The sequence below is a fragment of the Shewanella jiangmenensis genome, assembly GCF_018596335.1.
GTDB lineage: Bacteria > Pseudomonadota > Gammaproteobacteria > Enterobacterales > Shewanellaceae > Shewanella > Shewanella jiangmenensis.
Genome location: NZ_JAHEPS010000001.1, coordinates 726996 through 749739, shown reverse-complemented (window position 1 = coordinate 749739; position 22744 = coordinate 726996). Strand labels below are relative to the sequence as shown.

Genomic DNA, 22744 nt, shown 5'->3' with positions numbered 1-22744 from the left:
CTTGCCCGGTTTTTTTGTGCCTGTTGGCGTGGTCTTTCGTGCTCGTTTGCTTGGCTTTTTGCCTTTGACTGAGCCGCGACACGCCAACTGGCCTTTTACTCTTTAGCCTGTTTTTTCTGATGGAGTCCGCGTTGCGCGCCAAAGCCTCATCCCCCAAGCCAGATAAGTCGCCGGTTTCTGCCGCTAACGCTTCAGACGCTAACGCTGCTTCAACCGCCGCCGCTTCGCCAGGTGCGGACAGTGGGCCAAGTGCGGCCGGTGCACAGCTGATTGATGCCTTTATCGATGAGCTCTGGTCGGTGCACGGCCTAGCCGACAATACCCTCGGCGCGTATCGCACGGATCTGTACCAGCTTGATGCGTTTATTAATGCCCGTGGCGCGACGCTCATTGAAGTGGACACCTTGCTGCTTCGGGATTATCTCGAGCACAGGGTTAAGCTGGGCATGGCCAAAACCTCGAGCGCGCGGATGCTCTCAAGCCTCAGGCGCTTTTACCGGCATCTATTGACCTGCGGCGTGAAGGCTGACGATCCCACCGCAACGCTTGAATCCCCCAAGTTGCCGCGCCAGCTGCCGGGCAGTTTGTCGGAGGCGGAAGTCGAGCGGCTGCTTGCTGAGCCAAATTGCGATGACCCGATTGAGTGCCGTGATAAGGCGATGCTGGAGCTTTTGTATGCCACAGGGCTTCGGGTGTCGGAGCTGGTGGCGCTGTCGATGTCTGAGCTGAGTTTGCGCCAGGGGCTGGTGCGGATTGTCGGTAAAGGCGGCAAGGAGCGGCTGGTGCCCATGGGTGAGGTGGCCCAGGACGCCCTGGAGAGCTATTTCAAAAACGCCCGGCAGGCGCTGTTAACCCAGGGCGCGACCGATGTGGTGTTTCCGTCAAGCCGTGGCCAGCAAATGACCCGCCAGACCTTTTGGCACCGGATAAAGCTGTATGCGCTGCGGGCCAATATTGGCACTGAATTGTCGCCCCATACCTTGAGGCACGCCTTTGCCACCCATCTGCTCAATCATGGCGCCGATCTTCGGGTGGTGCAGTTGCTGCTCGGTCACAGCTCGTTATCGACCACCCAGATTTATACCCATGTGGCCCGAACCCGGCTCGCCGAGCTTCACACCAAGCACCATCCCCGTGGCTGAGGTTGAATCTCTGTCACGCTTTGGCCGCTGCATGGCCTTGAAAACATTAACTGATACAAAATCGGCGGCCGCTGATTTGCTTTTATCCGTGTAAGTCGGTAACTTTTCCGCTCATTCGCGGGTCTTACTCTACATAAGCCATCACCCGCCGTGTCTATCAAGGAATTACAATGAAATTGTCCCGTTCTCTTACGCTGTGGGCTACGTTGATGCTCTCGCCCGTGGTTTTTGCTTCTTCCCCGACGCCAAACGATATGCTTAAGCAAAAAATCCAGGATACTCTCGGGCTTGAAGTGAGCAGCATCACGGCTGCGCCCATCGACGGGCTGTTTCAGGTGATCACCAACCGTGGCGTACTCTATGTAACGCCGGACGGCAGCAAACTGGTGCACGGCAATATCTACGATCTGAACGATGCCATGAACAACCTCACCGAGCTGGCGCTGGCCGGTCCGCGCTTGGAAATGCTCAAAGGCTTTGAAGACAAGATGCTGGTGTACAAGGCAAAAGATGAAAAGCACGTGGTGACTGTATTTACCGACATCACCTGCGGTTACTGCCGCAAGCTGCACCGTGAGATGGCCGATTACAACAAACTCGGCATCACAGTGCGCTACCTTGCCTTCCCGCGTCAGGGCGTGCCTTCACCCAACGCCGATGAAATGGAAGCCGTGTGGTGTGCCAAAGACCCACGCAAGGCGATGGACGATGCCAAAGCCGGCAAAGCTATTACCGCTGCAAAGTGTGACGCCGATATCGCCGGTCAGTACAACCTCGGTGGCTCCTTCGGGATTAACGGCACGCCGGCCATTATTCTGGAAGACGGCTCGCTCATTCCGGGCTACCAGCCAGCCAACGAGCTGTTTGAGGTGCTGGAGCGTCGCGGCAAACACTGATAGTCTCAATAACCCGGCAGCTTTTTAGCTGGGTCGTGAAGGGTGAGCCACGGCTCACCTTTTTGCTTTTTATCTGCAACACATAGATTTTCCAAAGGATTTGCCCGTGAAGTACAAACTCAGCCGACGGCCGACCGTGGATGACTCGCACCTGCCATCACACCTGCATCCGCTGATAAGGCAATTGCTGGCACGCCGTGGCGTGGCCGCCAACGAGTGCGAGCCAGAGCTTGCCAAGTTGCTGCGCCCCGACACCATGCTTGGTTTGCCGCAGGCGGCGCGCATTCTTGCCGATGCCGCCGAGGCGGGCAAACGTATGCTGGTGGTGGGGGACTTTGATGCCGATGGCGCGACTTCGACGTCTGTGTGTTTGCTCGCGCTTGCCATGATGGGCGTAACAGGCGCCGATTTCCTCATTCCCAATCGCTTCGATTATGGCTACGGCCTCAGTGTGCCGCTGGTTGCGCTTGCGGCGCAAAAGGGCGCCGAGGTGCTTATCACGGTCGATAACGGCATCAGCAGCATAGACGGCGTGGCCGCAGCTAAGCTTGCCGGCATGACTGTGGTTATCACTGACCACCACCTGCCCGGTAAAGAGCTGCCCAAGGCCGATGCCATCGTCAATCCCAATCAGCATGGCTGCGGTTTTGCCAGCAAATCCATTGCCGGAGTTGGGGTTGCCTTTTATTTGATGCTGGCGCTTCGGGCCGAGCTTCGCAGCCGCGGCTGGTTTGCCCGCCTCGGTATTGCTGAGCCAAACCTTGCCACTCTGGTAGACATTGTCGCCCTTGGCACAGTGGCGGATGTGGTCAGCCTTGATGCCAATAACCGCATTCTGGTGGATGCCGGCCTTAAGCGGGTGCGCTCGGGCCGCTGTCGCCCCGGCATCACGGCGCTGCTTGAAGTCGCCAAACGCAGCCCCGAGCGGGCGGTGGCGGCCGATTTTGGCTTTGCGGTGGGGCCGAGGCTCAATGCCGCCGGGCGACTCGATGAGATGTCGCTTGGGGTGGAAACCCTGATGTGCGACGACATCATGTACGCCCGCCGTATGGCGGCTGAGCTTGATGGCCTTAACCTTGAGCGGCGAGAGCTTGAAACCGGCATGCAGGCCGAGGCATTGAAAAGCCTGGAGCGGCTTAGCCTGCGGGAAGAGGATTTGCCCTGGGGGATAGCGCTGTATCAGGACGACTGGCATCAGGGGGTGATTGGCATTCTGGCGTCCCGCATCAAAGACAGATACCACAGGCCGGTTATCGCCTTTGCCGAAGCGTCTGAGACCGAAATCAAGGGCTCGGCGCGCTCCATCAAGGGGCTGCATATGCGCGACCTGCTGGAGCTTATTTCAAGCCGTCATCCCGGGCTTATCCTTAAGTTTGGTGGTCACGCCATGGCAGCGGGCTTAAGCCTTGGCAAGGCCGACTTCGGCCGGTTTGCCAGCATTTTTGACCAGACGGTGCGGGAGCTCTTGTCACCCGAGCTGCTTACAGGCGAAATCCTCTCCGATGGCGAGCTCGCGCTTGAGTTTATGACCCTCGATACCGCCATGCTGCTTCGCGCCAGCGGCCCTTGGGGGCAGGGCTTTGAAGAGCCGCTGTTTGATGGGCATTTCCGTTTGCTGCAGCAACGTCTTGTGGGCGAGAAACACCTTAAGATGATGGTCGAGACCGAGTGCGGCCGCCTGATGCTGGATGCCATCGCCTTTAACGTGGATTTGAGCGTATGGCCGGATGCATCCATCCGCCATGTTCAGCTTGCTTATCGTCTGGATGTGAATGAGTTTAGGGGCAATCAAAGCCTGCAGCTGCTGGTGGAGCACATCGAGCCACGCTGAACATACTTCGGGGCGTAAAGTCGCTAAACAAAAAGCCGCTTAACAAAAAGCCGCCCAGCCAGAATCGATGTAACAAAAAGCCACCCCGATTTGATGCGGGGTGGCTTTTTTTGGTGCGTAAAGCGGTGTTACTTGGTGATGGTTTTCACGCCATCCGGGGTGCCGACCAGCAGCACGTCGGCGCCGCGATGGGCAAAGAGACCGTTGGTGACAACGCCGACGATGGCATTGATCTGGGTTTCAAGCTTCTTAGGCTCCATGATCTGCATGTTGTGCACATCGAGGATGATGTTGCCGTTATCAGTCACAACCCCTTCGCGGTACACAGGGTCGCCGCCGAGTTTCACAAGCTCACGGCCCACATAAGAGCGCGCCATCGGAATAACTTCTACCGGCAGCGGGAAGTTGCCGAGAATAGCCACTTCCTTGGTGTTGTCGACGATACAGATAAACTTGTCGGCCACGGCTGCCACAATTTTTTCGCGGGTCAGGGCGGCGCCGCCACCTTTAATCATGTCCATCTGGCCGTTGATTTCATCGGCGCCATCCACGTACACCGACAGGCGGTCAACGCTGTTCAGGTCGTACACCGGAATACCGAGCGCCTTCATTTTGGCGGTGGAGGCTTCGGAAGATGACACGGCGCCGTCGATATCGGCCTTGATGGTGGCCAGGGCATCGATAAAGTGGTTCACGGTCGAGCCGGTGCCCACGCCGACAATACTGTCCTTCTCTACGTACTTGAGTGCGGCCCAGGCGGCGGCCTTTTTCATTTCGTCTTGAGTCATGGTGAGGTCCTGTGTAAGACGTTAATGCGAAAAATTGCCCTCATTATACCTGCAACTTGTTGTAAAAGTGGTTTGGGCTTAACAAATTCCTGCTTTTGGTCAGCAAAGATTGCGGGCTGCTGCGCACAAATACGGCAATGGGGATGCGTTTTTAGCGGCCATTGGATTAGGATAAGTGCTGCGCAATTTTGGAATTTTCACAAGGAGTTGTTATGGCTGGCGCCAGTTTGCTGACTTTGCTTGACGATATAGCCACTATTCTCGATGACGTTGCCGTGATGAGTAAGGTCGCGGCCAAGAAAACCGCCGGGGTTTTGGGGGATGATTTGGCGCTCAATGCCCAGCAGGTGACCGGCGTCAATGCCGACCGCGAGCTGCCGGTCGTGTGGGCGGTGGCCAAGGGCTCATTTCTCAATAAACTTATTTTGGTGCCGGCGGCGCTGCTTATCAGTGCCTTTGCTCCCTGGCTGGTCACGCCGCTTCTGATGTTCGGTGGCCTGTTCTTGTGTTTCGAAGGGTTTGAAAAGCTCTGGCACAGCAAGGCAAAAAAGCACGCCAGTGGCGACGATGCCCCCAAGGATGCCCATGAGGCGCTGGTGCCTGCGGGAATGGATCCGAAAGAGTATGAAAAACAAAAGGTAAAGGGCGCTATTCGCACCGATTTTGTGCTCTCGGCCGAAATCATCGCCATTACCCTCGGCGTCGTGGCTGAGCATCCCTTTATGACCCAGGTCGTGACACTGTCAATTATCGCCGTGGTGATGACCATAGGCGTGTATGGCTTGGTGGCGGGTATCGTAAAGCTTGATGACGTGGGGCTTTGGCTGTCGAAAAAGGCCTCGTCAGTGGCCCGCGCCTTTGGCAGCTTTTTGCTGGCGGCGGCGCCCAAGTTAATGAAGCTTCTGTCTATTGTCGGTACCGCGGCCATGTTTATGGTGGGCGGCGGCATTCTGACCCACGGTATTGCGGCGGCGCACCACGCCATTGAGGCGGCTGCGGTTAAGGCCGGCGCTGTGACCATGGTCGGGCCGCTACTTGCGCTGTTAACCCCAAGCCTGCTTAATCTGGTGTTTGGTGTGATAGCCGGCGCGCTGGCGCTGATGGTGATGAGCGCAGCAGCAAAGCTGATGGGCAAGTCAGCTCACTGATCTCAAATGCTTTGTATTGGATGAAGCAGTGCTTTTTGATTGAGAGCACTGCTTTTTTGTTTAGGGGGTTGCTTTTGTTTAGGGTGCTGCTTTTGATTAGCGGCGCTGCCGCAGCTAAAACTCCTCTGCTGTACCTTGCTCAAGTGTCAGTGGCGCTACTACAGTAAATTAGTGTCCTGTCGGACATTAATCAGGGTTTTTGGTCAAGGAACAGCAAAAGTGGACTTCCCGTCTCGCATAAAACAACAAAGCTGCGCCGACTGCTTAAGTGGTGTCTCGCTGGGGTTCGGCATCCGGATGGCGTTTCAGCCGATTATTGACTGGCATAGCCGCAGTGTATTTGCCTACGAAGCCCTGGTCCGAGGCCCCGGCGGCGAGGGGGCGGCCTGGGTGTTTGAACAGGTTAACGACAGCAATCGTTATTACTTCGACCAGGCCTGCCGGGTCACCGCCATCAAAACTGCCGCCGAGCTTGGTTGCAGCACCTTCCTTAATATCAACTTTTTACCCAATGCCGTGTACCGGCCGGAGACCTGTATCAAGGCGACCATAGAAGCGGCGCACATGTATGGCTTTGACCTGAAACGGCTTATCTTCGAAGTGACGGAGGGCGAGGACATAGTCGACAAGGCGCACGTGCGAAATATCTTCCGAAGTTACGCCGATTACGGTTTTTTGACCGCCATTGATGATTATGGCGCGGGCTTTACCAACATCAGCTGGCTTGCAGAGCTTAGGCCCAACCTGCTGAAACTGGATATGTCGCTTATCCGCGATATCGATAAGCATCCACAGCTGCAGCGGCAACTGATTGAGATTAAAGCCGAGTGCGAGCTGCAGGGCACCCAGATGCTGGCTGAAGGCATAGAAACCGAGGCCGAGCGCGACTGCGTGACAGCGCTTGGGATCCGCTACCTGCAGGGCTATTTGTTTGCCGCGCCAAAGCTTGAGTATCTGGCGCCGCAAAGCGAGATCCACCATCTTGAGTAGTAAATACCTGACGTAGAGAGTGATTTGATTGGCCGAACAAGTGCCGGAATCATAAAAGCCGCGCCGGTTGCTGAGTGAAACCGGCGCGGCTTTTTAGCTTATGCAGCTGGGTTTAAAGTGGCCCAGCGCTGAATAAGAAGTGCCGAAAAAACAGTGCTGACAAGAGTGCAGAAATGAGCGCTGAAATAAGTCCCGAAACCGGTACTGAATCAGGCAAAATCCGCTGTGAAATCAGTGATGCGCTGGCTTGTCGTGGGCGGCGGCGTATTTCACGGCAACCACTGCGACCACCATCAGCACAAACGGCATCGGCGCCGCCAGCATTCCCAGTGCGCTCACGTTCAGCATAAAGCCGATGGCGATATGTCCAACCAGCGCCAGAACCAGACCCAGAGTCGCAAGCAGCAGTACAACGATTTCTGATTTCATAACCGAATTCCTTTTTAAGGCCAATCAATTAGCGATGGCCTCAGTATGCTTGCGCCGATTGTCGGTATGTTGATCCGTATCAATTTTTAGGTAGGGTGGGTTTGCTAGGGAAACAAAGTTTGCGCTGGCGCAAACTTTGTTGGCAAATGTCGCAAGGGGTTAAATTTTTGGCCTGTCTTATGCTTATTCCGGTGCCTGCGCCTGATTGTTATGCAGCCCCGCGCGATGCTTACTCTGGAGCTTGAGTCTGGTTATATGGCAGGCGCTGCGTTGGCTTAATCCCCGGCGGCGCGCTGAATTTTTGATTGCCAGATTGCCTGTTTTTGCAGCTCATTAAGTGGCTGTTTTGCAGCGTAAAAACACAGGCCAATTCCAATCGGGATCACTATCAAATCACGGCTGTCAAAGGGCAGCAGCCAGCCAAAACTGATGCCATACACCATGGCTGCAAGTGCGGCCGGGATCAGCAGCAGCGGCCATTCAAAACAGCGCCCAAGCAAGCGTGCACCAAAACCTATGGCGAGTGGCGGCAGCAGATACAGCAGCAACATGCCCGAATCGGCTTGAGCCAGCAGGGCAAAAAGGATGAGCGCGGCAACGGCGCCAAGGAGACTGCCAAGCGCCGTTTTATACAGCGACTGGCGCGATTTCAGTTGCTGATAGGTATTTTCAAGCAGTTGCCGCTTGGCGTTGGCGCGGCTTACGCTGTTCGCCTTGGCGGCGCTACTGTGTCTGGGTGGCATGGGGTTCACATTCTGCTGCGGGTCTTGGCTAGTTTAATCAAATCCGCGATGAAAATAACAGAGATTGCGGCTTTGAGCCTTGCGGTGAGAAGGGTAAGCGGATTTGCGCCTGTTTTAGCCGGGCTGATTCATGCGGGCTGATTCAGACGGTCTTCTTCGACGGTATGGGCTGCATGCTTAGCGACTCAGGTCGCTGTCAGCTGCGCTGCACATTCATCGCTGCACTATCTTCGCTGCACTATCTTCGCTGCACAATTATCGCTGAAGGCGTGACGATAGCGGGCAGCGGCACATCCCAGGCTTCGACAGGCAGGGCAGGGACGCGCTGACAGTCATGGGCAAGGCCGATAACCTTGATGGCGGCTGGCAACTGGGCGAGGGTGCGGTCATAAAAGCCGCCGCCCATGCCGAGGCGATTGCCGCTGTCATCAAAGGCGACCAGTGGGGTGATAATGGCATCGAGCCGATACGCCGGACAAAGCCTGTGGCAGGCAAGGACAGGTTCGGGAATGCCGTAGATGTTGGCCTGCATTTTAGTGTCGGCGTCATAGCGGATAAACAGCAGATGCCCCTCGGCAAAGGGATGCAGCAGAGGTAAATAGACTTCGGTGCCCTGTTGCCACAGCGCCTCGATTAACGGGCGGGTGCTGATTTCACCATCGTTTTCAAGATAGAGGGCGACGCGCTTTGCATCCTTAAGCTGGGTAAGAAGTTTTGCCGCGGCCTGCGTTGCCGCCTGCTGTTGTGCTTCAGGGCTAAGGGCGCGCCTGAGGCTTCGGACTTGTTTGCGAATTGCTTTACGACAACTGCTGTTGCCAGCTGTTGCACAAGCCGCTTTGCTGTCAGTCACACGGCTTGTCTCAGTCAGTGCGCTGGATGTGACGGAACCCGTCATTAGGATGCTCCCCAGAATGCCGCTGCCGGTGTAGCCCTTGAACCGTAGGTTCAAGGCGGGCCTGCGATTACTTCCTAAGGCTTCTCGGTACGAGCCGAGCCTGCTCAATGTCGGTAAAACACCTGCCCTAAAGTCAAAAATATCGGCACAGGGACATTACCAGCTGGCGCACACCCCAGGGAGCAAATTTGGTGGTTTGATGGCCTTCGCACCAGCGTGTTACTCGCCTTCAAACCGATAAAGTCAGTTTAAACGTCCTTGCGGCTTCGCTCAACCAAAGCCTGCTCAAGCGTGCGTTGCATCAAGCGGATCCGCTGATCCATCTGCTGCATATATTCCTGGTTTTTTTGCTTTTCTTCACTGAGCTCATGGCCAATGTTGAGCGCAGCCATCATCACCAGATCTTCCCGGCTTAAATGGGAGGCGCGATTTTTAAGCGAAACCAGTTGCTGCTCGAGCTTATGTGCCACCGACCTGAGCGCTGCTTCCTGCCCTGCCGGACAGGCTACCGAATAGGTGCGTCCAAGAAGGATGATGTCTATGGCGCTGCTGCTCATGGGCTATCCCTGTGGTGGTCTTTATGAGGCGGACTATATAAGCCAGGTCTGAAAAGTGCAAGGGCAGCGGTACATATCCGCACCCCTTGGCTTTGAGTTTGCTGCTTGTGTGAGCAAAGGCGCGAATATTCAGACAATGTCACGCAAATTTGCCAGTTTTGCCGCCGCCAAACTTGGTCAGTCTGGCGCCGTCTGTTAGCATGACAGGATTGGTTTTTACTGCAATGTCGCCAAGGAAAAAGCTCATGGCTACCCCACCTTCACTCAAAATTGAAAAACTGCTCGACGCACTTGAAGCCGCTGAAATTGGCCAGCATCCGGTTGAGGTGCATGGCGCCATGGTGGGCTTGATTGCCGGCGGTGTGGAGCAGGGGCGGGGAGCCTGGATGGCGCCGCTGCTGGAGCTGATGAACGATGGCATGGCGTTGCCGTCCTCCTTGCAGCCGCTGGTCGAAGAATTGTTTGCCGATACCCAGGCGCGCCTCGCCGAGCAGGATTTTGGCTTTATGCCGCTGCTGCCTGAAGAAGAAGAGCCGCTGTCAGACCGGGTTGAAGCCCTGTCGCTGTGGGTGCAAAGCTTTTTGACTGGCCTTGCCATTATTCAGCCCGGCCTTAACCGAGCCTCTGCCGATGTGCAGGAGCTGATTAACGATCTGGGAGCCATCGCTCAGGTGGAAATCGATGTCGCTGAAGATGAAGAATCTGAAGTTGCCTACGCTGAGCTGCTTGAGTTTGTGCGTATGGCGGCGGTGCATTGCTACCAGGAATTTGGTCCCCAGGACGGTGCAGTGCCCGCAGAGGCCGCCACCAACCTGCACTGACAGTCACAGCGCCGGATGAGTCGATGAATAAGCAAGCCCATGAATGAGCAATTGGAGCCGCCCATGGACGACATAGCAGCCCCTTCTCCATTGCGCGCCGCGCCAGACGCCGGTATTCGCCAGCTTAACGGCGAAGGCGATAAAGTTGTGGCTGAGATACACACCGCGCCTATCAAGGCCTCACCAACCACGGCCTCACCGAGCAAGGCCTCGTCAATCGAAACCTCACAAACCGAGGCCTCGCAAGCCAACGAGTGTGCTCATCCAACCCAAACTGCGCCGGCATCTCAAAGCAGCGGCAATGAGGTGACCCAATTTGATGTGGTGATTGTTGGCGGCGCCATGGCGGGCTGTACGCTGGCGCTGGCGCTCGATGGCCTTAACTCCAGCTTTGTTAACGCCGAGCGCGATAAAGGTGTCGGCGGCAAAGCGCATGACAAAGCGCATTTCAGGCCCGCCAAACCGCTTCGTATTGCGCTGATTGAAGCAAAAAATCCCGCCGAGCTTGAGCATCCGGGTTTCGATGCCCGCGCCATCGCGGTGGCCGAGGGCTCGGTGCGTGAGCTAAGTCGCCTCGGGGTGTGGCGTCATCTGGCGCACCTTGGCACTCCCATTCGCGATATCCATGTGTCTGATCGCGGCCACTTCGGTATGACCGAACTTAATGCCGACGCCTTTGCGCTGCCCTTCCTTGGGCAGGTGGTCGAGCTTGAAGCCGTAGGCCAGGCACTGTTTGCAGCCCTTGAAAAAACCTCGGTTAGTCTCTTTTGCCCGGCAAGTCTTGCCTCCCTTGAGGCGGGGCAGGATGAACACCTGCTGGTGCTTGATAACGGCCAACAGATTAAAGCCAAACTGGTGGTGGCGGCCGATGGGCTTGGCTCTGCAGTGCGCCAGCATTTCAGGCTGCCGCTTGAGCAGGTGGATTTTGGCCAAAGCGCCGTGATTGCCAACGTGGCGGTCGATAAAGCCCATGACAACTGGGCATGGGAGCGCTTTACCGACACAGGCCCGCTCGCCCTGCTGCCGATGGCTCCACTTTCGGCAGGCATGTCAGAAAACCACCACGCCCGCTTTTCAAAAGAGCGCCTGTCGCTGGTCTGGGCCTTGCCGCCGGACGAAGCGCAGGCCATGCGCGATTGCAGCGAGCAAACCTTTATCGATGCGCTGCAGCGCGCCTTCGGTTTTCGCGCCGGCAAGCTGCTGGCTGCCGGAAACCGCTACAGCTATGAACTTAAACTGAGCTGGATGCCACGCCCCATTCATCACCGCTGCGTGTTTGTCGGCAATGCCGCCCAGACCCTGCATCCGATAGCGGGGCAGGGCTTTAACCTCGGGCTTCGCGACATAGTGGATTTGCTGACTGTGCTTGAGGATGCCATCGAGCAGGGCGGTGATGTTGGCGATATTGGGCTGCTGCACCGCTACCTCAATCTTCGTGACGCCGACCGGCGCGACACCTTGCTCAGTATCGAGTCGCTGGTGCGCGGTTTTTCCAATCAGCACTGGCCGCTGGTGGCCGGGCGCAATCTCGCCCTGCGGCTGCTGTCCTGGTGTCCGCCGCTCAAGGCGCCGCTGGCAAGCCGGGCCATGGGTTGGCGCCGTGGAGCGCGGCTTAATGCTCTTTCCAAATCACCGGGCCGATCGCACCGCCAAGGCAATGAATAAGCACAGGATTTGACAGATGATAACAACCCAAAGCTGTGATGTGGCCATCGTTGGTGGTGGCATGGTAGGTCTGGCAACGGCCATTGGCCTTGCCGAGGCCGGGCTTAAGGTCACTGTGCTGGATGCAGGCGCCCAGGCAGAGGCCTCTGGCGAGCCGCATCTCAGGGTCAGTGCCATTAACCGCGCCAGCGAAGATTTGCTCAAATCCTTAGGTGCCTGGCATTTGCTCGACACCGCACGCATGGCGCCCTACAGCCGCATGCAGGTGTGGGACAAAGACGGCCTTGGCCGCATCGGCTTTGATGCCGCCGAACTTGGCGAAGCAAGCCTTGGCACCATTATCGAAAACGACAACGTCGCCTTTGCGCTGGCTAAGCGTGCCGGTGATTTCGACAACCTCGACTATCGCACCCACAGTGGCTTACAGCGCCTCGCCTTTGGTGAGCGTGAAGCCTGGCTCACCCTTGAGAGTGGCGACATGCTGTCGGCGGCGCTGGTGATTGCCTGTGATGGCGCAAACAGCGCGGTGCGAAGCCAGTGCAATATTCCGCTCACCTTCTGGGATTATGGCCATACCGCCATTGTCGCCACCATTGAAACCGCTGAGCCCCACGATGGCTGCGCCCGGCAGGTGTTTTTGCCGGACGGCCCGCTGGCGTTTTTGCCCCTTTATCAGTCAAATCTCTGTTCTATCGTTTGGTCTGTGACTGAGCCCAAGGCGCAGGCGCTGCTTAATCAGGATGATGAAAACTTTTCAAAGTCGCTGACGGCGGCGTTTGATGGCCGTCTTGGCCTTTGCAAAGTCAGGAGTGAGCGACTTGGCTTTAATTTACGGATGCGTTACGCCCGTCATTTTGCCCGCCACCGTTTGCTGCTGGCTGGGGATGCGGCCCACACCATACACCCGCTGGCAGGGCAGGGCGTGAACCTTGGTTTTCAGGATGCGGCCGCGATTATCGACACCATAGGCCGGCTGAAAAATGACGGGAAAGACATAGGCGATTACCGTCTGCTTCGGCCACTGGAGCGTGAGCGCAAAGCTGCCGCCCAGGAAATGATTGCCGGTATGGAAGGCTTCAAGCGTCTCTTTGAAGGCGGCAATCCGCTTAAGCGGGCGGTGCGTGACCTGGGGCTTAACCTGGTGGACAGGTTGCCGCTGCTGAAAACAGTGTTCATCAAACAGGCCATGGGCCGCTGAGCAAACAAGCCCGTCACAGGCCGGGGGTTGCTGGGGTTGCCGCCCCGGCTGTGCTGATGGTTTTTGCAGCAAATATCAAACAATTGGCGCATTTTTTGGCAGGCTTTGAAATTAATCGTTAGTTTTTTGAATGATAAGGATGAGAAAAACTAATGAGTTAACTGTTCGGATTAGAAAATTCTCTTGTATACAAATTTGCGACGCAAGGTATAATTTCGCCGCATTTTAACCAGGTGCCGTTGCTGTTTTTGGCACCCAAGCCCCGAATAGAAGGGATAACAATGGCTAATAAAACTGTACTCTTTAACAAGCACCTGGAATCCAATGCCAAGATGGTGGATTTCCACGGTTGGGACATGCCGCTGAACTACGGCTCCCAAATCGAAGAACACCACGCCGTGCGCCGCGACGCCGGTATGTTCGATGTGTCCCACATGACCGTAGTTGACGTTGAAGGTGCCGATGCCCGCGCTTTCCTGCGCAAGCTGCTGGCCAACGATATTGCCAAGCTGACCGTTCCCGGCAAAGCCCTCTACGGCGGTATGCTGAATCACGATGGCGGCGTCATCGACGACCTCATCACCTATTACCTGTCCGAAACCGAATACCGCGTGGTGGTTAACTCCGCGACCCGCGAAAAAGACCTCGCGTGGATGAATCTGCAGTCAAAAGGCTTTGATGTCAGCATCACCGAGCGCCCTGAGCTGGCGATGATTGCTGTGCAGGGCCCGAACGCCAAGGCCAAAGCTGCCAGCGTGTTCAGTGCTGAGCAAAACGCTGCCGTTGCGGGCATGAAGCCCTTCTTTGGCAAGCAGGCCGGTAGCCTCTTTATCGCCACCACGGGTTACACCGGTGAAGCCGGTTACGAAATCATTGTTCCTGAGTCTGAAGCCGAAGCCCTGTGGCAGGCTCTGCTGGATGCCGGCGTGCAGCCATGTGGCCTGGGTGCCCGTGACACCCTGCGTCTGGAAGCCGGTATGAACCTCTACGGTCAGGACATGGATGAAAGCATTAACCCACTGGCCGCCAACATGGGCTGGACCATCGCCTGGGAACCTACTGATCGCGACTTTATCGGCCGCGAAGCGCTGGAAGCCATTAAGGCCAATGGCAGCGACAAATTGGTCGGTTTGGTGATGGAAGAAAAAGGCGTTCTGCGCCATGATATGCCAGTGTTTTTCACCGACGCTGATGGCAAAGAACATCAGGGCGTGATCACCAGTGGTACTTTCTCACCCACTTTGGGCTATTCTATCGCGATGGCACGCGTACCCAGCGCCATCGGCGACAGCGCCGAAGTGGAAATGCGCAAGAAGCGTGTTGGTGTGCGTGTTATCGCCCCAAGCTTCGTACGCAACGGAAAACAAGCATTTTAAAAGAACAGATTAAGGAACAAGAACAATGAGCAATATCCCGTCCGAACTCAAGTATGCTTCTTCCCACGAATGGATCCGCAAGGAAGATGACGGCACCTACACCGTAGGTATCACCGAGCACGCTCAGGAGCTGCTGGGTGACATGGTGTTCGTTGAGCTGCCTGAAGTGGGCGATACCGTTTCTGCCGGTGAAGATTGTGCCGTTGCCGAGTCTGTTAAGGCCGCATCTGACATCTACGCCCCTATCTCCGGTGAAGTGATTGCCGTGAACGAGTCTCTGGAAGATTCTCCAGAGCTGGTGAACAGCGATGCCTACGGTGACGGCTGGTTCTTCCGTATCAAGCCTTCCGATGAGTCCGAGCTGGACAGCCTGCTGGACGCCGAAGGTTATCAAGCAGTTATCGACGAGGAATAATCCTCGGCTGGAAAAACGAAGCCCCCCGGGGCTTCGTTTGTTTTATCCAACATAAAGCAGATCGGCCCCGTTGAGGCCGGCGTAATTTGAAAGGTTTATCATGACCAAGCAAACCCTCACAGAGCTGGAACAGCACGAGCTGTTTCTGACCCGTCACATCGGTCCCGATGCAGAGCAGCAGCAAGCCATGCTGAATTACGTCGGTGCTGAGTCGCTCGAAGACTTGACCGAGCAAATCGTACCTGAGTCCATCCGTCTTGGCCGCGAGCTGAACGTCGGTGCCTCCAACGGCGAAGCCGAAGGTCTGGCTTATATCCGCGCTCTGGCTGACAAAAACCAGGTATTCAAGAGCTACATAGGTATGGGCTACTACGGCGTTGAAGTGCCGAACGTTATCCTGCGCAATGTGCTGGAAAACCCGGGCTGGTACACCGCCTACACCCCATACCAGCCAGAGATCGCCCAGGGCCGTCTCGAAGCCATTCTGAACTTCCAGCAGCTGTCCATCGACCTGACCGGTCTGGACCTGGCCTCAGCCTCTTTGCTGGACGAAGCCACTGCCGCTGCCGAAGCCATGGCGCTGGCCAAGCGTGTATCCAAGGCCAAGAAAGCCAACGCTTTCTTTATCGCCGATGACGTATTCCCCCAGACCATGGACGTGGTAAAAACCCGTGCCGAGTGTTTTGGTTTTGACATCATCACCGGCCCTGCCGCCGACGTACTGAACCATGACAACCTGTTCGGTGCCATGTTCCAGTACACCAACCGTCTGGGTCAGCTGACTGACTTCACTGAGCTGTTTGCCAAGCTCAACGAAAAGAACGTTATCGTGACCGTGGGCGCCGACATCATGTCGCTGGTGCTCCTGAAGAGCCCTGGCGCCATGGGTGCCGACGTGGTATTCGGCTCAGCCCAGCGCTTTGGCGTGCCGATGGGCTTTGGTGGTCCACACGCGGCTTTCTTTGTGTCAAAAGACGAGCACAAGCGCTCTATGCCTGGCCGTATCATCGGTGTGTCCAAAGACGCCCGTGGCAAAACCGCCCTGCGTATGGCCATGCAAACCCGCGAGCAGCACATCCGCCGCGAAAAGGCCAACTCCAACATCTGTACCGCACAGGTGCTGCTGGCCAACATGGCGTCCTTCTACGCCGTGTTCCACGGTCCAAAGGGCCTGAAGGTGATTGCCGAGCGCATCCACCGCCTGACCGATATCCTGGCCGCTGGTCTGACTGCCAAGGGCATCACCCTGCTGAACAACCAATGGTTTGACACTATCAGCTTCAAGGCCGATGTGGACGCCGTGCGCGCCCGCGCTCTGGCTGCCGGTGTAAACCTGCGCTTTGACGCCGATGGCGTAGTTGGCGTGAGCCTTGCTGAAACCACGACCCGCAAGGACGTGGCTGAGCTGTTTGACATCATCTTCGGTGTTGGTCATGCGTTGGACGTAGCCGCTATCGACGCGCAAATCGTTGCCAAGGGTTCAAACTCTATCCCTGCAGCGCTGGTGCGTGAAGAAGCCTACCTGACTCACCCGACCTTTAACCGCTACCACAGCGAAACCGAGATGATGCGCTACATCAAGCGCCTCGAAAGCAAAGATCTGGCGCTGAACTACTCGATGATTTCGCTGGGTTCCTGCACCATGAAGCTCAACGCCGCCGTTGAGATGATCCCGGTGAGCTGGCCAGAATTTGCCAACATGCACCCCTTCTGCCCATCCGAGCAGGCCCAGGGTTACACTCAGCTGATTGGCGAGCTGTCTGATTGGCTGGTGGACATCACAGGTTACGATGCCGTATGTATGCAGCCTAACTCAGGTGCACAGGGCGAATACGCAGGTCTCCTGGCAATCCGCAAGTACCACGAGTCTCGCGGCGAAGGCCATCGCGACGTGTGTTTGATCCCTCAGTCTGCCCACGGTACCAACCCGGCTTCTGCCCAGCTCGCTGGCATGAAAGTGGTGGTGACTGCCTGTGACAAAGAAGGTAACGTCGATCTGGATGACCTGCGCGCCAAGGCCGCCGAAGTGGCCGAGAACCTGTCGTGCATCATGATCACTTATCCTTCTACCCACGGTGTATACGAAGAAACCGTGCGTGAAATCTGTGACATCATTCACCAGCACGGCGGCCAGGTGTACCTCGACGGTGCCAACATGAACGCTCAGGTGGGCCTCACCGCCCCTGGCTTTATCGGCGCCGACGTATCGCACCTGAACCTGCACAAAACCTTCGCCATTCCTCACGGCGGCGGTGGCCCCGGCATGGGCCCAATCGGCGTGAAGAAGCATCTGGCACCATTTGTGGCCGGTCACGCTGTGGTTAAGCAGGGCATCGAAAGCGACAACAATGGCGCCGTGTCTGCCGCGCCATTCGGCAGCGCCGGCATCCTGCCAATCAGCTGGATGTACATCAAGCTGCTCGGCAGCAAGGGTCTGAAGCAATCTACCCAGACCGCTATGCTTAACGCCAACTACCTGACCAAGAAGCTGTCTGAGCACTACCCAGTGCTGTTCCGCGGCCGTAACGATCGTATCGCTCACGAGTGCATCATCGATATGCGTCCACTGAAAGAAGCCTCTGGTGTGACCGAGATGGACGTGGCCAAGCGTCTGAACGACTACGGTTTCCACGCGCCAACCATGAGCTTCCCGGTTGCCGGTACCCTGATGATCGAGCCGACTGAGTCTGAATCCAAAGTCGAAATCGACCGTTTCATCGAGGCCATGGTTGCCATTCGCGGCGAAATCGCCCGCGTGGAAAGCGGCGAGTGGCCAGTGGACAACAACCCACTGTGCAACGCCCCGCACACCATGGACGACATCATGGACCCAGCGTTCGATACCCGTCCATACAGCCGTGAGCTGGCGGTGTTCCCGACAGAGTTCGTGCGCGCCCACAAGTTCTGGCCAACGGTGAACCGTATCGATGATGTGTATGGCGATCGTAACCTGTTCTGTGCTTGCGTACCGATGAGCGATTACGAGTAAAAATTGCTGCCTGGACTTGCTCCTGCTGCGTTAAATCTCGGTTCCAGTGCTCATTTACAAAAGTAAACTGCGCGCTGTAACCATCGATTTGCCTTGCATGAGCGGCGTCGGCAACGCAATTTTGGTCTGGCTGTGCCTTGGTTCGGTCTGACAATAAAAAACGAGTGCTTCGGCACTCGTTTTTGTTTTGGTGGGTGTAGGCGTCATCCCACTGTTTTCATGGCTCTTTACATGAGTAAACTGCGCGCTGGAACCATCGATTTGCCTTGCATGAGCGGCGTCGGCAACGCAATTTTGGTCTGGCTGTGCCTTGGCTCGGTCAGACAATAAAGAACGAGTGCTTCGGCACTCGTTTTTTATTTGGGGTTGATATTTGGCCACTCTCAGCGTTACAGCATCCCCTGAAGGCACTTTCTCTGGCCTGTATTGGAAAGCGGCGACTGGGTTTATCGGTTGATTATCACTTTAACGTCGCTGTTTATATTTTGTTCCGCTTTTTTCTAACGCTCGGTGCGCCGCCCTGTGGTTTTGTTAAAAGCTATCGGTTATTGTAGCTTTTTGTTGCGCCGGCTTTACCCCTGAGCCTGCCGGTGCACAGATGCATGGAAGCGTTACTGCCCAATCCCCGCATCCAACCAAACGCCTGTAAAAAATGACGTTAAGTCAACACAACCAAAGGTGAGAGTTGCGCTATGACACAGTGGTATTTTTCACATAAGGGCGAAGTCACCGGGCCGTTGGCTCTGGCTGAGTCCAATCAGTTTATCGCCGAAAATCCCGATACTTATGCATGGCATCCCGGCTTTGCCCAATGGGTGCCTGTGAGCCAAATCGATGAGTTTGAGCATCCCATGTCACCGCCGCCACCGCCGGGCGCGATTCCAGCTAAGCTGCTGGCGCAGTTCAGTGAAAAAGAGCAGGAGCTGTATCAGTCCCTCGGCAAGCTGGACGACAGCCTGACCACGCTGGAGGCGGCAATTGCCGCGCTCGATCAGGACATCAATAACAGCAAAGCTGATACTCAAAGCCTGAATCAGGAAGTAAACGCGACTCTGCGCAGCATCAACGAACAGTATGAAGCGCTGCAAAAACGCGTGGCCGGTTTGGCGGGTAAGCAAAGCCCCCGCGACAATACCTGAGTGCAACTGTAAAACAGCAAATAAGAATAACGACTATGAAAAAATGGATTCTTTCACACAATGGCGCCATGACAGCGCCATTAACCGAAACCGAGGCCATCGCGTTTTTACAGGAGCAACCTGACAGCTACGCCTGGCATCCGTCCTTCAGTCAGTGGCAACCCGCGTCCAGTGTGGCGGCGTTTGCCGGAAAAATCCCTGCGCCAACACCACTTTCAAGGGTGCCGGATGAGTTGATTGCTGCATTTCAGGCGCGCCGCGATGCCCTGACCGAGCGCATTGCGGCCATCAGCCAGTCCGTTACCTTCAGCAAGACGTATCTTTATGAGCTGGAACAGGAAATCAATATCTACAAACGCCTGACTCACAAACTCAGCGATGAGGTAAAGCAGGGCATTGGCGGTATTGAAGGCAGCTATCGCGGCTATCAAAAGGTGCTGGAGGATTTAAGTTACTCCCTCAGCATGGCCAAAGTGGAGCTGACTGAAGTCGCCGACGATTTTGATAAGCGCCTTGAGCAAAACCAGCTTGGTGATGAAACCCATGAGCTTGCCCCCGTGACAGCGACGGCTTCTATGCCGCTGTCTGCTGCCGCCAGGGCAGTGTCGGCCTCGATACAGCCATCACTTACTGCGGCTGACGCGGAAGATGAACCGGCGCTTGCGGTGCTGCAAACGTTAAACCCGCCGGGCGGTCGCAAACTCACCTTTGACAGCCTGTCGAGCCTTGGTGCCGATGTCTTTAACCTCGATGGACTTGCCGGCGCTAAACAAACCCAGGACGCCGGATTGAGTGCGTTTGATGCCACAGCGCCTGACGGCACTGAGCCGGACAGCGCTGAGCTTGATGCAATAGCGCTCGATACAATAGCACTGGATGCAATAGCGCAGGATGCCGCGCCTGAACACTCAGTTGATGCAATCGCTACTTCTTCGCTATCAGACGCGCTTGAATTTGAGGTGGTTGCAGAGCCTGCCGCTGACGAGATAATAGATGCCGATTCGGATGCTTTGACTGTCGCTGCATTAGAGCCTGTTTTTAAGACCGATCCTGTTTCTGAGCCAGAGCGCGAGCTGCTGGAGCTCAGCGAACCGCTGGCCGAGCTTGCTGACAGCCTGCCTGAAGCGGAATTGGCGCTTCTGGAGATGGATACTGATATAAACGTCTATATCGACAGCGAAAGCTCTGGCGCCGATTTCGGCCAAGATGATGGCGTTATCGACCTTGAGGCTGAGCTTGCTGCGGCTATCCGTGGCCGTAAAGCGCCCCCTCTGCCTGAAGAAGTGCCTGAGCTTGATTACGAGCTGATTTTGCTTGAGCCGGGGCAAGACCCGCAGCCAAAATCCCTCACCAAGGCCGCAGCTTCGGCTCCTGCTACCGAGAAAGCCGCTGCAGCAGCGTCTGCTGGCGTGTCAGCGCTTGCAGCAACAAGCGCCGCGGCATTGAAGTCTGAATCCAAGCCAAGCACGGTAAAACCTGTGCCCGGCGCCGATGAAGCACTGAAAGCAGCCCTAGCCCGCCAGTCGTCTGGCGCAGCCCTGGATAAGGTTGCCGCAAAGGCCGCCTTGGATCAGGCCGCGCTTGAGCTGAAACTCGCTGAAAGAGTCGCCCAGGCCAAGGCTTTGCAGGAAAAGGCTTTACAGGAAAGGTCTTTACAGGAAAAGGCTGCACTTGAAAAAGCATCTTCCGAGAAAGCCGAGCAGGCAAAAGCCATCGCTGCTAAGACTGCGGTGGGCGACGAGCCTTTATCACCTGACCCGGTTGCCACTAAAGCCGCGTCCGATATCTTTGCCCAGTCTCAGGCCCGCGCCTCGGTTGACCCGGTCGCCAGCAGGCCACCGGCAGGCGTGGATAAGAGCCTCTTTGGCATTGATCCCGAAGCTTTTTTTGCCAAACTGTCGCCCCCGCCGCCAAAACCTTTCCTTGAGCCGCCCACTGACGATGCCCTTTTGAGTGGCTCAGGTGCGGATGCTGAGGTTTCGGCAGCAGCTTCTAAAGCTCAAAGCACGAAAGCTGAAAGCGCCAAAGATCAAAGCGCCAAAGATCAAAGTGCAAAGGGTGACAGCGGCAAAGAAGACGGCAAGTCGCTGCTCGATCTTAAACTGGGTCAGGCGGTGAAATTGCAGGCCGTGACCAGCATCTTTAAATCGGTATTTAAGGGCGACAAGAAAGACGAAGATGCGGCTGAGTCTGCTGCACAAACTGGCAGCCTGAATTCCGAAGCACTGAATTCCGAAGCGCTGAATTCCGAAACACTGGACGCCGAGCTTGATGAACTCTACCTGGAAACCGCTGACACAGCGGCTGACAGTGACGAGCAAAGCCGAAAGCCCAAGTCATCCCCCGAAGATGTTGCCGGCAGGATGCGCCGTCGCAGCCGCCGCCGCGGCTGATGGTAAATAAGCCCAGCCTATAGAAAAAGCCCACGAAGCCCGCAAGCATAATGCCAGCGGGCTTTTTTATTGATAATCAGGAACGGGGCTGAGTAGCGACCGTAAGCGTCGCATAGCGTTTGCGTGCGCTCCGTGTATAGGTCCCGGCGCTCAGTGCTCTGCCTTTAGGGTATTGCGCTCAGTGCTCAGTGCTCAGCGCTTTGCCTTTGGGGCCTTTGGGGTGTTGCGTTCAGTGGTCTGCACCGGCCTGAAACGCTTAATCTTGAGGTAGCACTTGGCCTTGAGGTAGCACTTGATCTTGAGATAGCACTTGGCCTTGAGGGAGCACTTGATCTTGATGGAGCAGTGCTCCGACGATATCGTCAGTCTGCTTACTTGCCATGAAGGCTTTTTCTGGTGCTGATTGCGCCTTTAAGGTATTGATTTGTTGGTTTTATAATGACTTTTTCCGCACACTGCTGCGTTCTGAATAAGGTTTGCTGATGCGCATTGCGTCCTTTTCCCTGTTATCGCTGGTTTGCTGCAGCGCATTAGCCCTCGGCGAGCAGCCGCTGTCACCACAGCCTTACTCAGACCCAGCCTATGTAGCCAAGGCGTTTACGGCCGTGGTCCATGGCCGAGAGTACGAGCAGGGCAGTTTTGTACTGTCTCGCTGGCCGGGAGATATTCGCTACCGGGTGCATCAGCAGGTCAGCGATCCTCAGGCACTGGCACTGATTGAGATGCACCTTGCCCAGCTTGCGGACATCAGCGGCAGGCGTTTTGTAAAGGTGGAAGATGGCGCTGCGCTCGATATTTACCTCACCCGGGCGTCGGCCTGGCGCAAGCTTATCGGCTCGGTGGTCGGGGAAAAGGCAGCCGCTACAGTGCAGGGGGCCGTCTGTCTTGCGAGTTTCAATGCTCCGGCGGGCAAAATTGAGCGTGCTCAGGTGTTTATCCCTATCGATCAGGCCAGGATGCAGGGCAAGCTGGTGTCCTGCGTGGTGGAAGAGCTTACCCAAGTCATGGGGCTGCCCAACGACAGTGATGCGGTATTTCCCTCGGTGTTTAACGACCGCTCCCCGGAGGAGCTACTGACCCCACTTGACTGGCTCTTGCTGCGGCTACTTTACGATGACAGGCTTGAAAGCGGCATGAGCGCGGCTGAGTCGGCGCCAAAGGTGAGTGCCATCCTCAACGACTGGCAGCAGGATGGTACGCTGCAGCGCGCCCGCAGCGAAGTGCTTAAGGGCGAAATCTACCGTTTGCTTGGCCGGCGCAGGTAAGGCGATGGGGCTATCCAATAGATGACTGATTCATTTAGCCGCTGGCTGAGTTAGGCAAACCTGA

At 56.3% G+C, this 22744-nt stretch carries 19 protein-coding genes and 1 other RNA gene; 14 read left to right on the top strand and 6 right to left on the bottom strand.

Annotated features, from left to right (window positions below):
- The first annotated feature begins 266 nt into the window (after window positions 1-266).
- The 3 genes from xerD (at window position 267) to recJ (ending at window position 3869) form a co-directional block, all read left to right on the top strand.
- Window positions 267-1142, top strand: coding sequence for a site-specific tyrosine recombinase XerD (gene xerD, locus KJI95_RS03325; protein WP_250885623.1), 876 nt, complete (start codon window positions 267-269; stop codon window positions 1140-1142).
- Window positions 1143-1312: 170 nt separating this feature from the next.
- Entirely contained in the window at window positions 1313-2038 is a 726-nt protein-coding gene (gene dsbC, locus KJI95_RS03320; RefSeq protein WP_214505729.1) for a bifunctional protein-disulfide isomerase/oxidoreductase DsbC, read from the top strand.
- A gap of 106 nt (window positions 2039-2144) precedes the next feature.
- Window positions 2145-3869 (top strand): single-stranded-DNA-specific exonuclease RecJ, encoded by a 1725-nt coding sequence (gene recJ / locus KJI95_RS03315; RefSeq protein ID WP_214505728.1) that lies wholly within the window; start codon window positions 2145-2147, stop codon window positions 3867-3869.
- Between the two features lie 128 nt (window positions 3870-3997).
- On the opposite strand, the gene rpiA is transcribed toward recJ, so the two are convergent.
- Entirely contained in the window at window positions 3998-4657 is a 660-nt protein-coding gene (rpiA, locus tag KJI95_RS03310) for a ribose-5-phosphate isomerase RpiA (protein ID WP_214505727.1), read from the bottom strand.
- A 212-nt stretch (window positions 4658-4869) separates the two neighbouring features.
- Between rpiA and KJI95_RS03305 the strand changes: the two genes are divergently transcribed.
- Together KJI95_RS03305 and KJI95_RS03300 are read left to right on the top strand one after the other, a co-directional pair.
- On the top strand, window positions 4870-5805 hold the full coding sequence (locus tag KJI95_RS03305; protein ID WP_214505726.1) for a DUF808 domain-containing protein: 936 nt from the start codon (window positions 4870-4872) through the stop codon (window positions 5803-5805).
- A 219-nt stretch (window positions 5806-6024) separates the two neighbouring features.
- Window positions 6025-6795 carry an EAL domain-containing protein gene (locus KJI95_RS03300; RefSeq protein WP_214505725.1) on the top strand — a complete coding sequence of 257 codons (771 nt, stop codon included), beginning with the start codon at window positions 6025-6027 and terminating at the stop codon, window positions 6793-6795.
- Window positions 6796-7026: 231 nt separating this feature from the next.
- Here KJI95_RS03300 and KJI95_RS03295 read toward each other — a convergent pair whose 3' ends face one another.
- The 5 genes from KJI95_RS03295 to zapA form a co-directional block, all read right to left on the bottom strand.
- Entirely contained in the window at window positions 7027-7224 is a 198-nt protein-coding gene (locus KJI95_RS03295; protein ID WP_214505724.1) for a hypothetical protein, read from the bottom strand.
- A 275-nt stretch (window positions 7225-7499) separates the two neighbouring features.
- On the bottom strand, window positions 7500-7967 hold the full coding sequence (locus KJI95_RS03290; protein ID WP_214505723.1) for a hypothetical protein: 468 nt from the start codon (window positions 7965-7967) through the stop codon (window positions 7500-7502).
- 238 nt (window positions 7968-8205) lie between these two features.
- Window positions 8206-8862, bottom strand: coding sequence for a 5-formyltetrahydrofolate cyclo-ligase (locus KJI95_RS03285; RefSeq protein ID WP_214505722.1), 657 nt, complete (start codon window positions 8860-8862; stop codon window positions 8206-8208).
- Window positions 8863-8866: 4 nt separating this feature from the next.
- A non-coding RNA gene (gene ssrS / locus KJI95_RS03280) (6S RNA) lies at window positions 8867-9047 on the bottom strand.
- A 63-nt stretch (window positions 9048-9110) separates the two neighbouring features.
- Window positions 9111-9419, bottom strand: a complete 309-nt coding sequence (gene zapA, locus KJI95_RS03275) for a cell division protein ZapA (protein WP_214505721.1) — start codon at window positions 9417-9419, stop codon at window positions 9111-9113.
- Window positions 9420-9664: 245 nt separating this feature from the next.
- On the opposite strand from zapA, the gene KJI95_RS03270 reads away from it, so the two are divergent.
- The 9 genes from KJI95_RS03270 (at window position 9665) to KJI95_RS03230 (ending at window position 22680) form a co-directional block, all read left to right on the top strand.
- Window positions 9665-10240 (top strand): UPF0149 family protein, encoded by a 576-nt coding sequence (locus tag KJI95_RS03270; protein WP_214505720.1) that lies wholly within the window; start codon window positions 9665-9667, stop codon window positions 10238-10240.
- A 39-nt stretch (window positions 10241-10279) separates the two neighbouring features.
- The gene (ubiH, locus tag KJI95_RS03265) at window positions 10280-11905 is read left to right on the top strand and encodes a 2-octaprenyl-6-methoxyphenyl hydroxylase (protein ID WP_284730669.1); all 1626 of its coding nucleotides are present in this window, start codon (window positions 10280-10282) and stop codon (window positions 11903-11905) included.
- A gap of 16 nt (window positions 11906-11921) precedes the next feature.
- Window positions 11922-13103, top strand: a complete 1182-nt coding sequence (locus KJI95_RS03260) for an FAD-dependent oxidoreductase (protein WP_214505719.1) — start codon at window positions 11922-11924, stop codon at window positions 13101-13103.
- Between the two features lie 281 nt (window positions 13104-13384).
- On the top strand, window positions 13385-14479 hold the full coding sequence (gene gcvT / locus KJI95_RS03255; RefSeq protein WP_214505718.1) for a glycine cleavage system aminomethyltransferase GcvT: 1095 nt from the start codon (window positions 13385-13387) through the stop codon (window positions 14477-14479).
- Window positions 14480-14504: 25 nt separating this feature from the next.
- Window positions 14505-14894, top strand: a complete 390-nt coding sequence (gene gcvH / locus KJI95_RS03250) for a glycine cleavage system protein GcvH (protein ID WP_011760828.1) — start codon at window positions 14505-14507, stop codon at window positions 14892-14894.
- Window positions 14895-14994: 100 nt separating this feature from the next.
- Window positions 14995-17883, top strand: a complete 2889-nt coding sequence (gene gcvP / locus KJI95_RS03245; protein ID WP_214505717.1) for an aminomethyl-transferring glycine dehydrogenase — start codon at window positions 14995-14997, stop codon at window positions 17881-17883.
- A 692-nt stretch (window positions 17884-18575) separates the two neighbouring features.
- A complete protein-coding gene (locus KJI95_RS03240; RefSeq protein ID WP_214505716.1) occupies window positions 18576-19022 on the top strand; it encodes a DUF4339 domain-containing protein in 447 nt (148 codons plus the stop codon).
- Window positions 19023-19057: 35 nt separating this feature from the next.
- On the top strand, window positions 19058-21415 hold the full coding sequence (locus KJI95_RS03235) for a DUF4339 domain-containing protein (protein WP_214505715.1): 2358 nt from the start codon (window positions 19058-19060) through the stop codon (window positions 21413-21415).
- Between the two features lie 482 nt (window positions 21416-21897).
- A complete protein-coding gene (locus tag KJI95_RS03230) occupies window positions 21898-22680 on the top strand; it encodes a DUF2927 domain-containing protein (RefSeq protein ID WP_214505714.1) in 783 nt (260 codons plus the stop codon).
- Window positions 22681-22744: the final 64 nt, after the last annotated feature.

Excerpts from the sequence above, each read along its gene's own strand:
- rpiA (WP_214505727.1), bottom strand. The coding sequence starts at position 4,657 with ATGACTCAAGACGAAATGAAAAAGGCCGCCGCCTGGGCCGCACTCAAG.
- KJI95_RS03240 (WP_214505716.1), top strand. The coding sequence starts at position 18,576 with ATGACACAGTGGTATTTTTCACATAAGGGCGAAGTCACCGGGCCGTTG.
- KJI95_RS03270 (WP_214505720.1), top strand. The coding sequence starts at position 9,665 with ATGGCTACCCCACCTTCACTCAAAATTGAAAAACTGCTCGACGCACTT.
- KJI95_RS03285 (WP_214505722.1), bottom strand. The coding sequence starts at position 8,862 with ATGACGGGTTCCGTCACATCCAGCGCACTGACTGAGACAAGCCGTGTG.
- gcvH (WP_011760828.1), top strand. The coding sequence starts at position 14,505 with ATGAGCAATATCCCGTCCGAACTCAAGTATGCTTCTTCCCACGAATGG.
- KJI95_RS03235 (WP_214505715.1), top strand. The coding sequence starts at position 19,058 with ATGAAAAAATGGATTCTTTCACACAATGGCGCCATGACAGCGCCATTA.
- KJI95_RS03290 (WP_214505723.1), bottom strand. The coding sequence starts at position 7,967 with ATGCCACCCAGACACAGTAGCGCCGCCAAGGCGAACAGCGTAAGCCGC.
- gcvP (WP_214505717.1), top strand. The coding sequence starts at position 14,995 with ATGACCAAGCAAACCCTCACAGAGCTGGAACAGCACGAGCTGTTTCTG.
- ubiH (WP_284730669.1), top strand. The coding sequence starts at position 10,280 with ATGAATGAGCAATTGGAGCCGCCCATGGACGACATAGCAGCCCCTTCT.
- dsbC (WP_214505729.1), top strand. The coding sequence starts at position 1,313 with ATGAAATTGTCCCGTTCTCTTACGCTGTGGGCTACGTTGATGCTCTCG.
- KJI95_RS03295 (WP_214505724.1), bottom strand. The coding sequence starts at position 7,224 with ATGAAATCAGAAATCGTTGTACTGCTGCTTGCGACTCTGGGTCTGGTT.
- KJI95_RS03260 (WP_214505719.1), top strand. The coding sequence starts at position 11,922 with ATGATAACAACCCAAAGCTGTGATGTGGCCATCGTTGGTGGTGGCATG.
- gcvT (WP_214505718.1), top strand. The coding sequence starts at position 13,385 with ATGGCTAATAAAACTGTACTCTTTAACAAGCACCTGGAATCCAATGCC.
- KJI95_RS03230 (WP_214505714.1), top strand. The coding sequence starts at position 21,898 with ATGCGCATTGCGTCCTTTTCCCTGTTATCGCTGGTTTGCTGCAGCGCA.
- KJI95_RS03305 (WP_214505726.1), top strand. The coding sequence starts at position 4,870 with ATGGCTGGCGCCAGTTTGCTGACTTTGCTTGACGATATAGCCACTATT.
- zapA (WP_214505721.1), bottom strand. The coding sequence starts at position 9,419 with ATGAGCAGCAGCGCCATAGACATCATCCTTCTTGGACGCACCTATTCG.